Source organism: Paenibacillus sp. PL91, assembly GCF_012935325.2.
GTDB lineage: Bacteria > Bacillota > Bacilli > Paenibacillales > Paenibacillaceae > Pristimantibacillus.
In genome coordinates this window covers 1-17,891 of record NZ_JABBYG020000009.1, presented here as the reverse complement: position 1 = coordinate 17,891, position 17,891 = coordinate 1, and the positions used below count along the sequence as shown (strand labels likewise).

Below are 17,891 nucleotides of genomic sequence, written 5' to 3'. Positions count from 1 at the left end.
GATTATAGCCCTACTATTTGTAACCTTGATAGAAGTCCCAGGCTTTAAGTTGCTGCCAGCTTACTTCTTATTTGAGATTCGATGCCAATCGGAGCTGGAAGCGGAATTTCGCATCATCCCCGTACCACATCGGAAAGTTGGTTCCCCAAATATTGTTATGCAGATTGAAATGCCATCCCGTATCCAGGGAAACAAAGGAATTGTCGAACTGCAGCAGTCTTTTTTGGCCCGGTGCGACAAGCGCGGAGTCAAGCGGCGAAATCGTTGCCGACCCGTCCGTGCCTTCATAGGCAACGCCGTTATTCAAGGCATGCAGGTTGCGGTTGCCGTCCTTGACGACCCGCAAAGGCGAAATCGCATGTCCGAGCTTATCCATCGTCCATAGATTCGGGTTGTCCACCTTCAGCGCGCAGCCGAACCAGCTCGCCTCAGGCAGACGGTTGGCGTCTTTGCCGAACCACTGCAAACAAACGTCGATTTCTCCTGTCTTATGGAACGCATATTCAAGCTCCAGTTCTTTTGGCGCGCCATACAGTTCATAGGCCTCATCCGGCATCCGGAGACGCAGCACGTATCGTTCGACTGATTCGCCGCCGATCCATTGCAAATCGGTCACTTGCGGTTGGAAAAACTGGTTGCGTGGAAGCGGCCTTACGAATTCAAAGCCAGGCTTGCTGAAGTCTGCATCCGCCCACGGATGCGTTACCGGTAAATTTTGCATATAAGTGCGGAAATAACGTCCGTAATCATCCGTACCGAAATTTTCGTACGCGTAAGCGCCAAACGGATGATTCTCGTCGACCCACTCCTTGCCGTTGCCGTCAATTAAACGGATCAACGCTCCGTTCTCCCCGAACGCCAGCTCATAGCCGCCGCTGCGATACGTTTGGCGAATGCTCCGCGGCTCCGAGCCTGATACGTCCGTTTTCGCCGGAGTCAATTGTTCCAGAGCGCGAAGCGCTTCCTCCTGCTTGTCCTTCTCCAAATACGAGACGGCCTGATCCACATACTGCCGCTGCTCCTTCCAGGAGCTCTCGATCATCGAATAGGACCGGACGCTCTGCTCCGCAGCGAACAGATCGCTGGAATGGCGGTCGAATTCGTCCATGGCAAATGCGCCGATATAACCGAATTTCGCAGGCATGTCTTCAAGGTCCACGACGTCTATGATCCGTGCTTCATTGAAATCCGTTTTCGAGTAGTTTCGGAAATCGGGAAGCCATTTTTTCACATCCAGCCCCCACGTATGCTCGGCCACAAGCATCAGCGCCTTGCTCATCTCTTTGTAATCCGGGTCGGATTCCTTCATCCGGCCCTGCGCCAGCCATTTCTTCCGCAGGCGAAGCATCTCCCGGTACCGCGCAAGCTTGAGCGGATCCGTACCAACTCCGTGAATCCAAGTATCGCCCAGCTCTTCGCGAACGACCGGCAAGCTGCCGCTTACCGCAAGCAACCTTTCGGCAAATGCGTCCATCGTCGAAGCGACGACTTCCGCTCCAGGATACGCTTTACGGAACTGGTCGAACTGATCGCGAATTTCTTCCGTGCTTGGCGGACCGCAGTTGTCTCCCGTATGCGCGAACACGAGCACGTCGTCCATTTCGTCCAGCTCCAGCGCTTCCCCATACGTACCCGCATAGTTGACGATGATTTCCGAGCCGTCATCCGCCTGCCATCGGAACAGCCGAGGCACGTCAGGGCGCTTCGAAGCCGGATTGACGCCTAGGTGCAGATAGCGTAAGCCGGCTTGCTGCATATAAGTAACCAAGCCAAGCGTATGCCCTGGCACGTCGGTCATTTTCGCGGCGATCGTCTTTTTTCCGAAGCGCTCGTCCAGCTCTTGGCTTAGCGAAATCCCGAATTTCAGAAGCTCGGGGTCCATAAGCTCGGTATGCGTCGTAAAAGGCAATCCATGCCATGCGATATGTCCCTTGGCGATCGCGTTCTCCATCCGTTGTTTTCCGCCCGGGGAAGCCGCTTCTAGATAATGATGTATCAGCCACGATCCCGTGGTCCATACAAACCGTTCGCTTCCGCCTTCCGCTTCCAGCTTCTCCGACAGCTCGATGGCTTTCGGAATGTACTCTTCCACGTACTGCTTAATGACATGCTCCGCCAAATGCGTGAAACCGATATCCAGATGCGTTTTAAAAATAACATGTACTTTTTTGATTTTTGCCATGCTCTTTGTCTACCTCCAACAATCCTGATGTCTTGCCCAGCGAAACGCCAATAACCGTCATTAAACCGGTTTAATAAACGTTTGCGATCCTCCTCGCCTGACGCCTGGCTACCGGGATGCGCGGATCTTATACGTTTGCCCAGCCTTCGTCGAGAACCGTAATACGCCGTCCACCGACAGCTCTCCTTTGATCTCGGAGCCGTCCTGTGAAACGGAGAGTGAAGCTGCGGATGCCAAGGCGCATTCCTCGCCGAGCAGCGATTTGATTTCTGCTTCTTCCAGCTTGCCGTCCCGCCAGCGAATATGAACCTCAAAGCCGCCCCTAGCGCGCAATCCCTCGATCTTGCCTTCTTGCCAAACGTCCGGAAGCGCCGGAAGCAGCTCCATGAAAGACTGGTGCGATTGCAGCAGCATTTCGGATATGCCGGCCGTTACCGCAAAATTGCCATCGATTTGAAATGGCGGATGCGCGTCAAAAAGGTTGGGATACAGTCCGCCCTTTTCGTAATTTTCCGATTCTTCCCGTACAAGCCGCATTAAATTAGACAGCAGCTGCAGGGAACGGTTGCCATTGCGGAAACGTGCCCAGAAGCCGATTTTCCAGCCTAAGCTCCAGCCTGTGCCTTCGTCTCCCCGTCTCTCCAGCGAGCGTTTTGCCGCAGCAAAATGCTCGGGCATGCTGCGCTCCGTAATTTGTCTGCCCGGATACACGCCAAATAGGTGGGAAGCATGACGGTGATAGGTATGCTCATCCTCGAAATCCTCAAACCACTCCTGAAGCTGGCCGTGGCTGCCGATTTGCAGCGGGTACAGCTTGTCTTTCATCTGCTGCAGCTCCGCAGCGAACGCAGCGTCCTCGCCAAGCCATTCGGCGGCTTCGATACAATTCGTGAACAAGTCCCAAATCAGAGACATATCCATCGTGGAAGCCATGCTGATTCCGGCCAGCTTATCGCCATAGCGAAGCTTATGCTCCGGCGAGGTGGACGGGTTGGTAACGAGTCGCCCTTGGCCGTCATCCTCTAGAAAATCTATGCAGAACAAAGCAGCTTCCTTCATCGTAGGATAAGCTTGTTTCCGCAAATAAACAAGATCTCTGCCAAAAGAAAAGTGCTCCCAGAGATGCTGAGCGAGCCAAATACCGCCCATCGGCCACATAACCCAAACCGCATCGCCTTCGCCCCAACCGCCTGCCGGCGCGGTGTGACCCCAAATATCCGTATTGTGATGCGCGACCCATCCGCGCGCGCCGTAATGGGTTTTAGCTGTCCGTTTGCCGGTAACCGCGAGCTGGCCGATGAAATCAAGCAGCGGTTCGTGGCATTCAGCCAAATTGGCCGTTTCTGCAGGCCAATAATTCATTTGCGCATTAATGTTAAGCGTCCAGTTGCTGCTCCATGGCGCCCGGGTTGCGGCGTTCCAAATTCCTTGCAGGTTCGCCGGAAGCGTTCCGGGACGCGAGCTGGCGATCAGCAAATAACGGCCGTACTGGAATAATAACGCGATTAACGCCGGGTCGCTGGCGCCATACACCGCAAGCCTCTCGTCGATCGGCATATTTTCGGGAGCTTCCGAATCGCCAAGCCGGAGCTTGACCCGGTCAAACAGCGTTTTGTAATCGAGAATGTGGGAAGCTCGCGCATCTGCGTAGCTTTTGGTGAGCGCGCTCTCCAGATAGCATTTCGCCGTCGCAGCCGCGTCTTTGCCTTGGCTAAAGGGCAGCTTGTCCTGACCATTAAAGCTCGTAGCGGCACTAAAATATAACGTAATGCGGTCAGCCCCCGCAATATGGATGCCTGAGGCATCCGTACGGATGTTTCCGCCCTCCGTCTCGGCATGAATATATCCTGCGAAACGCATCGCCTCTGACGTTTTTTCGCCGCCGTACACGATCGGTTTGTTGACCTCGTAATAGTTGGGCGATACATGCTCCGGCGCCATGCCGTGCAGCACAAAGCGATTTCCTTCCGCCGCCACATGATGGCGCAGCGTGCTGTCTAGGCGAGCGTGAACCTCAAGCATGCCCGGAACACTCGCTTCAAGCCGGATGATCAGCGTCTGATCCGGATGCGAAACAAAAGATTCCCTGACGTAATTCACTTCACCGATCCGGTATCGGACGCTCGACACCGCGGTTTCCAAATCCAGCGAGCGGGAGTAATCCTTTGCCAGGTCACCGTGACCGAAACGCAAAAGCAGCTCGCCAAACGGCAAATAGGACTGCGTATACGAACCCATCATTTCCTTGCTTACTGCGTCAGCCTCCGCATAGCGACCTTCTCTTACGAGACCCCTTACCCGCGGCAGCGCTTCCAATGCTTTTGCATTATTTGTGTCTCTGGGCATCCCCGACCATAACGTGTCTTCGTTTAGCCCAAAACGTTCTCGTTCAACTCCTCCAAATTGCATCGCGCCGATACGGCCGTTACCTAGCGGAAGCGCTTCCGTCCATACGGCGGACGGCTTGTTAAATTGCATCTTCATCCCTACACCTCTGTTTTATCATATTTGTAAATGCTGGCGTCAATCCGGGCTTAGTCGCGGAATACGAACCGGTTATCCGTGACATCTGCTTCGCTGCATGCCGTAAGGCGAATGGCGTCCTCCAAACGGAGCGTTTCTCCTACGGATGCAACCGTGTTGTTTTTGAATGCAAGCGCACGCGTGCTCTTGGCCTCCATCACCCGGGCTTCACCCATATCAAAGCTGTTATCGACAATTTGTATGCCAAAATGAACGGGAGCCTCCAAATCGATCTCCTCGTTTTCCGGCAAGATCGAAATGACAGGCAGCTCCGCGTTGCCGCATTCCACGAATCGGTTGCCCTGAATGGTCAAATCCTTCACCGCGCCGGATTCATACCAGGATACGGCGTCACCGGATACAAGCACCGCGCTCATCCGCATCCTCTCGAATACGTTCCGCTTAATGACAGCATGCCGGGGCGATGTGACTAGCACGCCTCTTGTCGGAATTCTGGCAAAATAATTGTCCGTAATTTCAACTTCCGGCGTCCAGGTCATATTTTCGACAACGTCGCCCAGCTGGGCGTTTGCCGGTACCGGCTCTTCGAGCGTCAGCAGCATCTCGCGGGGGGTGATCAGCTTCGCTTCCTTTACCCGGTTACTGCTGTAGGAAGCGAGTGCCTGCGACCGGACAAAATGGATATCGTCCCCCGGATGGAACGCTCTAAAACCGAAGGTTTGCGGGTGCATAAATCGGACTAGCGCTTCATGGGTGGAAGGAATTCCTGCCAATTGCAAGTAGGTGCCATGAACGTTAATCGCATCGTCATGCGCCCCTGCGAAATGGCTTTTCGTGACTGAGATCTTCCCTTTGCAGCCTGACAAATGGACGAAATCCGCAAAGGCGGCAGCTGTCCGTCCCGTTTCCTTGCGCGGCGATAGATTCATTTCCTGTAACGATATATTTTCGCTGAATTGGCCCACAATCCCAAGCCCATGCATGAAATGCATGGCAACGCGCTCCAGACGGATATCCCGGCTTTGATAAATAAACGCGCCAACCTGATCGCGAATCCCGTCTCTTGCTTGCAGAACCAGCCCTTCGGCCAAATCGGGAACTTGGGAGTAATGAAGCCTGATCTTTCCAGGCTGCAGCTCTTCGGCGCGCAATGCTTGCTCCATCACATTGTCAATGCGCCAAGTCGTGTTGCGTAAGGTGTCGCAAGCCTGCATCGGGCCTTCGTGAAAGCTCCAGCCTTCGCCGACCCAGAAGAGCTTCTCCCCGCGAATTTCATAACGGGAGTCGGCGTGGACAACGATATCCATGCAGCCGTTTCCTATTTTCTCAATCGTCATTTCTGTAACGGTCGGCCATGCAAAATCGGTGCGCAAATTGCGAATTTCGATCCGCTCGCAGGCATCGATCGCAAGCAAGGTCATCTTGCCGTGAAAGACAAACAGCGCATCGCCGCCTTCAAGCGTGAAATCGGCTAAGCCCTTCAAAAAAATCGCGATCGTTTTTACCGGATTCGGGTTTTCCGTCTCGCTCGCCGTATTCGTAATGGCATACACCGCTCGCGTAGCCGAATCAGCATAAAAATCATAACGTCCCGGCGTCACGACGAGCTTTGCAGGACCTCTTGCTTCGGAGGCCGCGTGAATCGCCCTTTGCATCGCCGGGGTAGCGTCCTCTCCCGAATCGGGAGCTCCACCGAACGAGCTGAATAATAATGTTTTTACCCCATCTTCCTTCGCTGCTGGCATAAGACCGATCTTCCCCTCTCCCCACGATATACGGAAAGCTCCGCCCAATAGCTGGCGGAGCATCCGTTATACGGTTTTAACTGATTTCCTACTTATTGAATTTCGCCATTTCAGCTGTTACTTCGTCAATCGCCTGCTGAAGTCCTTTGCTGTCATAGCCTTTCAATACCTCTTTCCACATTTTGACCGGATCGTCATTGCTCAAAATGACGCGCGTGAAGTCATCGTCGAATTTGATTGCCGACAATTTATCCTTGGCTGGCGTGCTCATCGTTGCGATTTCGAACGCAGTCGGAATCGGCTCCGTATTGTCCTTCATCCATTTCAGCTCATCTTGAACGAATTGGACCGACTCGTCTCCGAATGCGGCTCTGTTCGCTTCATTATCTTCAAGAACCGCAGCGTTACGCCATGCGGCAAGCTGGGAAATGATATCCATCGAAGGGTAATACTTTTTCAGGTCGATGAATTGGTCGCCGTCCTTTGGACGGGTAATCGTAACTTTGCCTGCGCTGTCTTTCGTAAAGTCTTTGCCTTCGATGCCGTAGTCGAACAGTTCCTTGCCTTCAGGGGAGAGGAGCCAATCGTAAATCCGCAAAATGCGGTCAAGCTTTTTGTCGTCGACATCGGCATTGATCATACTCTCCGACCACCATGCACTGTTGACATTGCGGTATTTCACGCCGTTAGCGTCTGCCCAAGGATGCATAATTTTAACATGGTCGAAAAATTTCTCGCCCGGATTGTTTTTCTCCCACTCGGCTTTCACGCCAGATGCACCGTAGATGCTGTTCGTCGTAAAGGCCAACGCGCCAGCTTTGTTCTGGTAGAACTTTTGATTGCTTTCACCGGCTTTGGCGACGGCAAAGTCCGGATCCAATCCTTTTTCCTCGTAAAGTGCGCGGGCTTGGCGCAGCACCTCGTCCATTTTCGACGAAGCGTAGAACGGAATCCACTTGCCGTCTTCCTTCAGCCAGCCTTTGTTGCCGAATTCAGGGAAGGTTGCCGCAAATACGTTTTTGAAATAGCCAAACGTATTCATCACGATTCCGGTCGTATCGTCCTTCTTGTTGCCATCCGGATCCTGTGAAACAAACGCTTTCAACATTTCCTTGAACTGATCGAAGTTTTCCGGATCGGAGACGCCGAGCTTCTCCATCCAGTCTTTGCGGACGAATACCGCGCCATCAACGGCCCATACCGCCCACATGTCGTCGGTTGGGAACGTCATGCGAGGAATCGCGTACAGCTTGCCGTCCCGTCTGATGCCCTCTACCCCATCGATTTCAAACACTTTTTTCAGGTTCGGGTAGCTGCTCATATCGTCCGGAAGCGCATGAATCAGCCCTTGATTAACCCACTCATTGTATACCGCTGGCGTATCGCTTGTAATGCTGTGAGTAATAATGTCAGGCAATTGTCCGGCAGCGGCCCATACTTGGGATTTCTCTTTGTAATTGTCCCAGCCAATATCAACCGCTTTCAGCGTTACGTTGAAATCTTTCTCAATCTTCTGCATCACTTCGTCATGAGGCTGGAAGCCAACGCCAACGCCCCACCAGGAAAGCGAGATATCCATATGCTCTGCATACGGGTTGTCTGAACTTCCTTCCGCAGCAGGAGCATTGGTCGCATTACCGCTTGAATTGTCGCTTCCGCAGCCGGAAAGCATGGTAGCAATGAGAACTGCCGATATACCGATTGATGCGAAAAGCTTCATTCTTTTCATTTCTCATGTCCCCTTATGTGGTTATTCTATAATAAAAGCGGCGTTGCTTCTATTATCCTTTTATGGAGCCGATCATAACGCCTTTCGCAAAATATTTTTGTATGAAAGGGTACAAACACACGATCGGCAGTACGCTCACGACCAGCACGGCCATTTTGAGCATTTCAGGATGGAGCCCCGTATTTTGAACGATAATATTTGTCGAAATACTGGATAGTACCTGCTGGTAATTGGTCAACAATTCCCGTAGCAGCGCTTGCAGCGGAAGCAGGTTGATATCGGTCATGAACAGCACCCCGTGCCACCATTCATTCCATCTATCTACCGCATAAAACAGCGTAATGGTCGCGACCATCGGCATAGAAATGGGAAGTACGATTTTGTACAAAATCTGAATATCGTTGGCGCCGTCGATTTTGGCCGACTCTTCGAGCCCGGCCGGCAGCGTGCGGAAAAAGGAGATACATATGATCAAATAGAACGTGTTGACCGCAACAGGAAGCACCATGACGAGCAAATTGTTAATCAAGTGCAGATTTTTCATCGTCAGGTAAAAAGGAATGAGTCCGCCATTGAAAAACATCGTGAAAATGATACCCGACATCACGATTTTGCGGCCAGGAAAGCTGCCTCTGGAAAGCGCATAGGAGCCGGTTAGCGTCACGATCAGATTCACGCTTGTTCCGACGACCGTGACAAACAGCGTAACGAGAAACGCCTTCAAAAATCGCGGTTCGTTGAAAATATAGCTGTAAGCCGATATATCGAAAGTGGTCGGAATCAAGTACACGACTTGCTTGGAAATCGCCACCGAGTTGCTGAACGACATTAGCAGCACGTTGTAGAAAGGAAAGATTGTGCATACCGTTAGAGAAATAAGAATCAAATGAATAATCAAATCCGCGATATTGAATTTCTTCTTTTGTTTGACGGAGGGCGTCAGCGGTTCCATCTTTGTTTGTTTGATCATGTCCATTAAACGAGCCCATCCTCCCCTAATTTTTTGACGAAGAAGTTCGCGGCGTACAGCAAAGCGAAGTTCAGAACCGCTTTAAACAGGCCGACTGCCGTCGATACGCCAAAGCTGCTTCCATCCGCAAAGGTTGAGCGGTACACATACGTGTCGATAATATCGCCTGTACTGTAAACAGCCGCATTATATAGGTTGAAAATTTGCTCAAAGCCGCCGTTCATCGTGCTTCCGACCGCCAAAATGAGCAGGATTCCCGCCGTACCGCGAATAGACGGCCACGTAATGGCCCGAAGCTGCTGGAACCGGTTGGCTCCATCGACGCGAGCGGCTTCATAAAGCTCCGGGTTAATGCCAGCAATCGCCGCCAAATAAATAATGGCGCTCCACCCTACTTCTTTCCATATGTTCGAAAGAAATATAATCGGTCTGAACAATTCCGGATTCGTTAGAAATGACATTTTCTCATAGCCTAGAGAGGCGAAAATTTGGTTAAGCACCCCGTCATTGCTAAGAAAGTTAAACATGATGCCGCTTACAATTACCCATGAAATAAAATGGGGAAACGTATATACCGTTTGATACAGTTTCTTAAGCTTTTGCCTCGATACCTCGTTGATCAGCAGGGCCAAAATGATCGCCGCCGGGAACTCCAGCGCGATTCGGCCTACGCTGATGATGATCGTGTTCCAGAAGGCCCTCCAAAAATCGCTCTGTCCGATGACCTCTTGAAAGTTTTGCAAACCGTTCCATGGACTGTTCAGTATGCCGTCGCGAATGTGGTACTCCTTAAAGGCAAGCAGAACACCATACATCGGCAAATACTGAAAAATAACGAAATAGAGCAACGTTGGAAGGAGTAGAATGTATAAATATTTGCTTTTGTAAATTTCCTTCCCTAGCGCAGTTCTCATAATTCCCCTCCTGTGAGCGTTAACTTCTCTTGATAGGCTTTATTATCCGCTCCATTTGCCCGCTCTTGTATACACAGAATTTATTGAAATTCATAGAAAATAAAGCGCTAACAAAAAAAAAGAAAACCTCCAAAGGAGATTTTCTAAAATAAGTCCATAAACATCTAAAATAAATGCATGGCTTCAATCGCGGGAATGCGTTTCACGGTACTGCGTCGGCGTCTGACCCGTCAGCTTCTTGAATAAGCGCGTAAAATAGAAATAATCGCGATACCCGATTTTCTCCGCAATGTCCGAAACCGTACCGCTGCCGCGCTCCAGCAGCTCGCAGGCTTGTTCGACACGCAGCCTAGCAACATAGGCGGTGAACGTCTCTCCCACCTCTTTTTTGAACAGCTGGCTAATATAGCTTGGATTCATAAAGAACTGATTGGCAAGGTCCTGTAAGGATAGATCGCGCCTAAAGTTTTCAGTGACATACTGCAAAATCGGCTTAAAGGTCTGATTTTTAGATTCAGGCGCTTGTGCCGACATTTGCAGCACATATTGGGATGCTAGCGATTTTAGCTCCGCAATCATCTCATTAACGTTCACAAACAAGCGCACAAGCTGCTCGTAGCTGTAGAGAATCGTCTCTTTCCTTCCCAAATCGAATAAAAACGAGATCGTCAGGTTATAGACCTCGAATGCGTGCCGGATCGTCAATGCACCTTCTCTGAACAAACCGTCGATCCGGTCCAGATTGCGCAGGACGATCTCGCTGTCTTTGCTCCCGATCGCCGTATGAATTTCCGCCAGCAAGCCTTTCAACTCCGTATCTCTCGTGATCGGAAGCGTGTACACGCCCGGCTTGCCCACAATGAAGCATTGATAGGCTGCAAGGTCCGCTTCTTCAATCGCGCTCCTAATTTCCCTCCAATCCGTTAGCAGCTTTCCAAATCCAATTCCGAGTATATCTTCAGTATTATTTTCCGCTTCTTTGCTGAGCAGCCCCTTCGCTTGCTCTTCGCTCATGAGATAAGCTGTTTTCGAGGTGCCAGTAATGAGCTTGATGACACGTCCGGCGGGCAGGTGCAGCTCGGACAGGCCGATTGCTACGACTGGAACGATTCCCTGCTCGATCCAATTCAGAATGCCTTGATCCTCCAGCATGCCGAGCAGCTTCTCCTGATTGCGTCCTCCCGAATCGTCAAGAAGAAGCTGCATCATATCCTCCCGGATCGGACGAGTGCTTTCCAGCGTTTCCTTAAGCTTTACGAGTACGCCCCCTATTTCGATTTCATCGAAGGGCTTCAAGCAATAGGCGGCAGCGCCGTAGGACAGCGCCTTCTGGGCGTAAGCAAACTCCGCATAGCCGCTCACGACGACGAATCGTATAGCCAATCCCATCGTTTTTCCAAGGCGGATCAGCTCCAGTCCATTCATCTCAGGCATCCGAATGTCGGTGAACACCACATCGGGATTCAGCTCGCGAATCGCATCCAGCGCTTCACTGCCGCTCGCGGCCTGACCGACGACTTCGAAGCCGTATTGCCCCCAGCTGACCAAGTCCTTCAAGCTTTCTATTACCCAGCTTTCATCATCCACGATCAATACTTTGTACATTTGTGTATTCCCTCCGTTGTCCAATCCTCAACCGGATATGTGTTCCTTTTCCGTCAGTGCTGTCGATCAGCATCCCGTATTCCTCGCCAAACATCAAGCGGATGCGATTGTTGACATTGACAAGACCGATGCTTTGCCAGCCCTCGGGATCGTCGAAGCCGGAGCGCTGCTCGCTAAGCATGAGCCTGATTTCTTCCAGCCGCTCGGCGTCGATGCCGACCCCGTCATCTCTGACGTCCACCATTAGTGCTCCGCTTCCGTCAATGAAGCCTGCAATCTCCAAACGGCATGGCCTCAGCGTCGTTTCGATGCCGTGATATACGGCGTTTTCCACTAACGGCTGCAAAATCATTTTCGGAACGATATGCCGCAGTGCTTCATCAGTGAAGCTATAGTGGACGGTGAAGCGGTCGGCAAACCGGACCTGTTGGATCTGAATGTAGGATTTAATCATTTCAATTTCCTGTCCGAGTTCGATAGCCTCCGCGCCTTTGACGCTATAGCGGAAAATACTGGACAGCGACCGCGTCATTTTTTTGATTTTATCTTGTCCTTCTACTGCGGCTATGCCGGTAATTACCTCAAGCGTATTGTAAAGGAAATGCGGGTTGATCTGGCTTCGCAAAAAAGCCAGCTCCGACTTCTGCTTCTCGAGCTCGGTGCCGTAAAGCCGCGTATTCGTCTCCAGCAGCTTTTGGGATAATCTTTCGATCTCATCCAGCATGCTATTGAATTCATCTGCCATCGTGCTAATTTCCATATAGCCTTTCAGCGAGATGCGCTTGCTGAATTTCAAATTGTCTTCTCGGCTCACCGAGGTCATGAAAAATATCATCTTTTTCAACGGCCTTAAAATATTGTTCATGATAACCGTGAACGGGATCGCTAAGAGCAATAAACCGACGGCCAGAATGATCAGCTCCTGCCTCCGCAGGACAAGCAAGTCCCGCAGCAGCTCATCTTTGGGAGCGACACTGACGATGCTGGCGTCCATATCGGGAATGCGGGTCGTTTGGGAAACATATTTTTTCCCTTGCCAGATAACATTTTGATTGCCGCCTTCCGCTCCTTCCCTCTCAAGCTTAGGTCCTTGAGCACCTGTCTCGGACGACGCATTGCTCGTGATGATCTTATTGGTGCGGTCCAACAAATAAATCTGTGTATTCGTTTGCTTGGAGTTGTAATCCTTCTCTCCGACTAAAGCCTTCGGATCCACGATGAAAAACAGCGTTCCCAGCTTTTTATTAAAGGATTCGCCTTGCTGCGCATAAGATATGGTTGTCGCGAAAACGAGCCCCGTCGCAGAGCCGTAAAGCGTTCCGAATTGCTGCATGCCGGCATAGTAAGCGTTTACCTTTCCGGGAAGCATACGTTTCAGCTCCTCGCCGTAAGGACTTCCCCCGTTAATATCGACCGAAAATCCGTTGTCGCCGGAAATGACGATATCCAAAATGCCATCCTTCAGCTCCCGTTGACTGGAAATCATCACATTGAGCTTTTTGAACATTTCAAAACGGGTAATTGCGTTCTGCTCAATGAGATAGCTTTGTACGTCCGCATTGTAAGAAATCGTTTGCATAAGTCGAAAGAGCACGTCCTTGTTCGACGTAACGTTCTTCTTAATCTCCGACACCGTCTGCTGCACATATTCCTCATGGTTGCGGGTGACCATCGCGGACATCGTCGAATAGGTATGATACACGATAACCAGAATGACAAGTACGGTCGAGACGGCTAAAATCAGCAGCTGCGATCGAATGGATAATCTTCTAAGAAACGCCATTGGAACCCATCCTCAAGGAAGTAGTGTAAACATACCGCTTATTATCAAGCTGAATCAAAAGCAAGTCAAGAAGCGTAGTCTGCCATATTACCGTCCTATGGACATGAGTATATGGAATTTGAGCGCCTAAACCAGCGAAGGAGCAATTGATCTCTATTTTGCATTACCTTCAATGCGGCTAAATTAGATATAAAAACAAAAAGACAGAAAAACCTTTATAAATCAAGGGTTTTTCTGCCATTTGGTTGTCTCATTATGAGGTCAGCTCGTTTTTTTACTAAGTGCAATGCAAATCATAAAATCGTTTTGCATTGCATCCAAAGATGGCGTCACGATCGTGCTGGGTCAAGTAAGAGGGGAGAGCCTTCAACAAAGCGTCATAAACCTCTCTGTAACTGCAGGTCGTTAAACAAACTGGCCAATCGCTCCCGAACATGATCCGATCTGGTTCAAACACTTCGACGACATGGTGCACATAAGGGGCCAAGTCCTCCCAGCCCCAAGTTTGTTGGTTCGCTTCAGTGACCAGACCGGACAGCTTGCACATAACGTTAGGATAGGCAGCTATTTCGGTCATTTGCATCTTCCAAGGGTCTAAGGATTTCTCTGAGATAAAAGGCTTGGCAGCATGGTCGATCACCGCCCTGAGGGCTGGAAAGACGCGCAATACCTCCAATATATAAGGAAGATGGCGTGGCCTAAGCTGTAAGTCAATCGGAAATTCATCCCGGACTACCATCTCCAAATTTTTCATGACCTGCGTCTGAAGGATCCATTGGTCATGTAAATCCTGCAGCATCGGTCGAAACCCAACAAAGCCTTCATGCTTGCGGAATTTGGCATATTGCTCTCCAAACTCCGGCGAATCCAGATCCAGCCAGCCGACCACCCCGGCAATGCTGTCATACTTTTCATATAAGGATAGCATGAATTCCGTTTCCTCAAACGTGGGCGCTGCTTGTATTAGAATCGTACGTTCGAAGCCGTAACTTGCCAATGCTTCATGCAGCTGCTCCGGCAAATAGTCCGCATATAAAATTCCCTGCTCCGGAGTCAGCCAACCGTAGTCTCCACGAGCTATATTCCAATAATGCTGATGCGCATCGATTCTCATATTTCACCCCAAGAGAATATCCGTATAATAATAGTTAGGACCGGGTGAGGTTGTGTTGCTAAGTGCAACCGGCAAGATATACACCTCCAGAGGGATGCCATCTCTGAAAGCTTCCACTTCCAGCAAATGGTTTCCGGCTGCTAAAGTTAACTCTACCCATTGTTGATCAGGCGCACGATGATACGCTGGCATGAATTCCAACGTTTCTTTGCACTCAATCACAATCTGTCCGTTCAACTTCAGCGTAACGGGACTATTAGAAGCGGCAATGAGTCGAATCTTTCGTTCAATCGGGTTGGTGAGTGTCGTTTGCGCCCGGTGCCAACCGTCTGCCGCCAAACCAACAGAATCTAACCCAAGAGCCTTCTCCCATTCCACTCGATTCCCAGGGACATAAATTTCCGTTCCAACGCCTACTGGTCCCCATACGATCCATCTGGACGAGGTGACCAATGAAAAAGGCACTTTCTGAGCGGCCCATACCGCGTGGTCATGACTTCGCGTCCAGCGAAAAACAAGCTCATGGGATGCGTTTGAAACCGCTCCAGCCACAATTTCCGTGTCCCACTGGAAGGATTCTTCTGGCTGCAGGCTGATCTCAAGTGATTTCGGCCCCTCCCATCCTAAAGGCAGCTCCAATCCGATGTTTCCATAGATTGGGGTAAGTGAACAGTTCGTCAGCGTGAACTGCAGTGCCTTCCTTTGCCCCGCTCCGATGGCTGGGCCATCAGGTCCGAAGTCGATTAATAACTTGGCGTCCTGGCAGCTTTGCGTTCCCTGCGGCAGCAAGTACAGATTGGACGTTATCTTTCTCTCCCAGAGCTCCCTTATCGTTTCATTCCCTTCTCCTGCAGTCACCAATCGGTTCCAGGAAGTAGGAAGGTCGGGATGCACCAAAATCCCCGTATCCCAAGCGGCAAGAATCTGTTTGCCCATACGGATGGTGCGGCGGGTCAACTCGTCCAAATTCTTAGGTGCAGGGAATCCTTTGATTGGAGGACTGACAACGATTCGGTCACCAACCGGCTTCACCCATTTGTCAGGCAAGCCTTCCGGTCCAAGCAGCATTCCTAGTATCGCACCCAGTGTTGCTGCGGTACAATCCGTATCGTAACCACAGTTGACGGCTTTCAATATAGCGTCTTCAAAATCTTCACCATACAACCATCCGAGGATCGTAAATGCAATATTTTGCGGAGCATCAGTGAAGTTGTCACTACCATGGTGCTCCAGAATGAGCCTGCGCGTTTCGGTCCAGCTCTTCCCTTCCTGATGCCAACGGAGCAAGTCTTTCAGAGCTTTGGCGGTGCGGCAATCCTCAGGAATATAGTTCATTCCAATCTCGATCAACCGATTTCGGTCTTTCTCAAAGAAAATGGCGCTTTCCAAAGCGGCAAAAAACATTTCACCATATACCCCTTCTCCTCCAGCATGATCTACAATCGCATCCTGATACGCATAGCGAGCCGCAGTTTCCGGTGTTCCAGGTGCCACCATTGCCCAAATTTCGGAACGGATAGGCGAGCCCATACAGTTATTGAATGGATTATTGAACCAACCTGCAACCGGCGGAATAAGGCCTCTTCGCAAATTCGTCAAGGCATAACCATATTCATCAAACGGGAAAAAGATATGCTCCAGCCATTCTTGCCCAAGCTCGCGGGCGGTCAATCCCGGACCATACTGCTCCAAGGCATGCAGCCATACCAATTGCAGATCCAAGTCATCGTTCTCAAGCGGACCGTCCGGAAGCTCCGGATAGAAGGTTAGTTCAAGCAGCTCTTTTTTACCTTCGACTGGTGCCCCAAGCGTTCCCCCGATATTTTTCCCCAGCCAGCCCCCGTATACGATGCGATAGTAATCTTGTTCATTCAAAATAGTTGTATTCAATGTGAAAACCTCCTTTGTTTGATATAATGGTGTTGATTTTAGTATAGGAGCGGCTCCTTTACAGTGCCATGTACATCGTTTTGTTTTCAAAAGAAAAAACATCGGAGGAAGTCATGCCATGTACTACTCTCTTTCTCGATTATCCACGCTGGACGTCAAATGGGCGGGCCTTTTCGATGCGAATAACCTCCATTTCTCGGGCCAGCATCACAATCCATATTACGAGCTAATCGTCATTGCCGACGGAACGGTACATTTGCAGACTGACGAAACGCGTATGACCTTGCAAGCTGGCGAGTCACTGCTTATGATGCCTTGGGAGTCACATTCCGGATGGAATTCCCATGAACGACAGGGCCAATTTTTTTGGGTGCAATTTTCCTGTGATCCCTGCCTCAGTGAATTCGTGCTGGACAGGGCATCCGAGCTTAATATTGTCCATGCCGAACGGACGGAGCTTAGAACCACGGAAATTCATCATGAGGATTTGCTCGTCGTGCCACGTCAGTTTCATTCCTTAGAGCGGTATAAACTTCTCGGCTTATTTGAAAAGCTAGTGATGACAATGAATCAACCGAAGGGCTATTTTCGATTTCATGCCACCCTATTACTTGGCGAAATACTCCGGCTTATGGCGAATGATTTTTTGAAGAAAAGTCATTTAGACACGGCTTTCCCCACTTCTTACCTCACATTTCGCGAGCTAGTCAACCATTTGAACAACTTTTATGAAACGGATATTTCCAAAGAAACGCTAGAGCGGATGCTGGATCGAAAATACGAATATCTTTGTCAAGTGTTTAAAAGATATACTGGAACGAACATCCACAACTACATCCACCAGCTTAGAACCCAACGTGCCAAACACCTGCTGAACAATACAGCTAAAAGTGTTCAGGAAATTGCCAATGAAGTCGGATATCCAGATCCTTTTTACTTCAGCAGGATGTTTAAAAAGATCGCAGGCATCGCACCTCAGCATTATCGGAATAAGTAACCGATGGGGTAGAAGTGTCACGCCGACAGAAACAACCTCCCAAAAGCTGAAATACAATCGTTGTATTCAAACCCGTGTTCTGCGTCTTCTCCTGATAGGTACCCAAATAAGACATGCTAAAGGTATAGTTGCCAGGCAATAATTCCTTGCTTGCCGTTCCGTCAACCGTAGTCCCCAGATCCTTCCACCCTCCGGCGTAATATTTCACCGTTCCTCCGTCGAGCGGGTTCCCCGAGCTGTCCTTCAGCTGTACCGTCGTGTTCACCGTCTGGAATACAACCTTCTCAGGCAAACCCGTGTTCTGCGTTTTCTCCTGATAAGTGCCTAAGTAAGACATGCTATAAGTATAGTTGCCAGGCAATAACTCCTTGCTTGCCGTTCCGTCAACCGTAGTCCCCAGGTCCTTCCACCCTCCGGCGTAATATTTCACCGTTCCTCCGTCGAGCGGGTTCCCCGAGCTGTCCTTCAGCTGTACCGT

Annotated in this window: 12 protein-coding genes; 1 reads left to right on the top strand and 11 read right to left on the bottom strand. The window is 50.4% G+C overall.

Annotation, left to right across the window (positions count from 1 at the left end):
• Positions 1-67: 67 nt before the first annotated feature.
• From HI950_RS20230 to HI950_RS20185, 10 genes are all read right to left on the bottom strand, one after another.
• A complete protein-coding gene (locus HI950_RS20230; RefSeq protein WP_169086586.1) occupies positions 68-2,182 on the bottom strand; it encodes a DUF5054 domain-containing protein in 2,115 nt (704 codons plus the stop codon).
• A 108-nt stretch (positions 2,183-2,290) separates the two neighbouring features.
• The gene (locus tag HI950_RS20225; protein ID WP_169086588.1) at positions 2,291-4,666 is read right to left on the bottom strand and encodes a glycoside hydrolase family 95 protein; all 2,376 of its coding nucleotides are present in this window, start codon (positions 4,664-4,666) and stop codon (positions 2,291-2,293) included.
• Between the two features lie 50 nt (positions 4,667-4,716).
• A complete protein-coding gene (locus HI950_RS20220) occupies positions 4,717-6,411 on the bottom strand; it encodes an alpha-1,3-galactosidase-related protein (protein ID WP_169086590.1) in 1,695 nt (564 codons plus the stop codon).
• An 88-nt stretch (positions 6,412-6,499) separates the two neighbouring features.
• Positions 6,500-8,140: a type 2 periplasmic-binding domain-containing protein gene (locus HI950_RS20215; RefSeq protein ID WP_169086592.1), complete on the bottom strand. Its 1,641-nt coding sequence runs from the start codon at positions 8,138-8,140 to the stop codon at positions 6,500-6,502.
• A 52-nt stretch (positions 8,141-8,192) separates the two neighbouring features.
• A complete protein-coding gene (locus tag HI950_RS20210; RefSeq protein WP_169086594.1) occupies positions 8,193-9,116 on the bottom strand; it encodes a carbohydrate ABC transporter permease in 924 nt (307 codons plus the stop codon).
• Positions 9,116-10,024 carry an ABC transporter permease gene (locus tag HI950_RS20205; RefSeq protein WP_169086596.1) on the bottom strand — a complete coding sequence of 303 codons (909 nt, stop codon included), beginning with the start codon at positions 10,022-10,024 and terminating at the stop codon, positions 9,116-9,118. Before HI950_RS20205 ends, HI950_RS20210 begins: the two co-directional genes overlap by 1 nt.
• Positions 10,025-10,207: 183 nt before the next feature.
• Positions 10,208-11,629, bottom strand: coding sequence for a response regulator transcription factor (locus HI950_RS20200; protein ID WP_169086598.1), 1,422 nt, complete (start codon positions 11,627-11,629; stop codon positions 10,208-10,210).
• Positions 11,604-13,412: a cache domain-containing sensor histidine kinase gene (locus tag HI950_RS20195; protein WP_169086600.1), complete on the bottom strand. Its 1,809-nt coding sequence runs from the start codon at positions 13,410-13,412 to the stop codon at positions 11,604-11,606. Before HI950_RS20195 ends, HI950_RS20200 begins: the two co-directional genes overlap by 26 nt.
• A 277-nt stretch (positions 13,413-13,689) precedes the next feature.
• Positions 13,690-14,526, bottom strand: a complete 837-nt coding sequence (locus tag HI950_RS20190) for an amidohydrolase family protein (protein WP_169086602.1) — start codon at positions 14,524-14,526, stop codon at positions 13,690-13,692.
• A 3-nt stretch (positions 14,527-14,529) separates the two neighbouring features.
• Positions 14,530-16,416 carry an ADP-ribosylglycohydrolase family protein gene (locus HI950_RS20185; protein ID WP_169086604.1) on the bottom strand — a complete coding sequence of 629 codons (1,887 nt, stop codon included), beginning with the start codon at positions 16,414-16,416 and terminating at the stop codon, positions 14,530-14,532.
• 118 nt (positions 16,417-16,534) lie between these two features.
• On the opposite strand from HI950_RS20185, the gene HI950_RS20180 reads away from it, so the two are divergent.
• Complete coding sequence (locus HI950_RS20180; RefSeq protein ID WP_169086606.1) at positions 16,535-17,413, top strand: AraC family transcriptional regulator; 879 nt, start codon at positions 16,535-16,537, stop codon at positions 17,411-17,413.
• Here the strand turns inward: HI950_RS20180 and HI950_RS20175 are convergent.
• Positions 17,367-17,891, bottom strand: a 525-nt coding sequence (locus HI950_RS20175) for a hypothetical protein (protein WP_187768134.1), incomplete at its 5' end; no start/stop codon positions are given. The two genes, HI950_RS20180 and HI950_RS20175, sit on opposite strands and share 47 nt — an antisense overlap.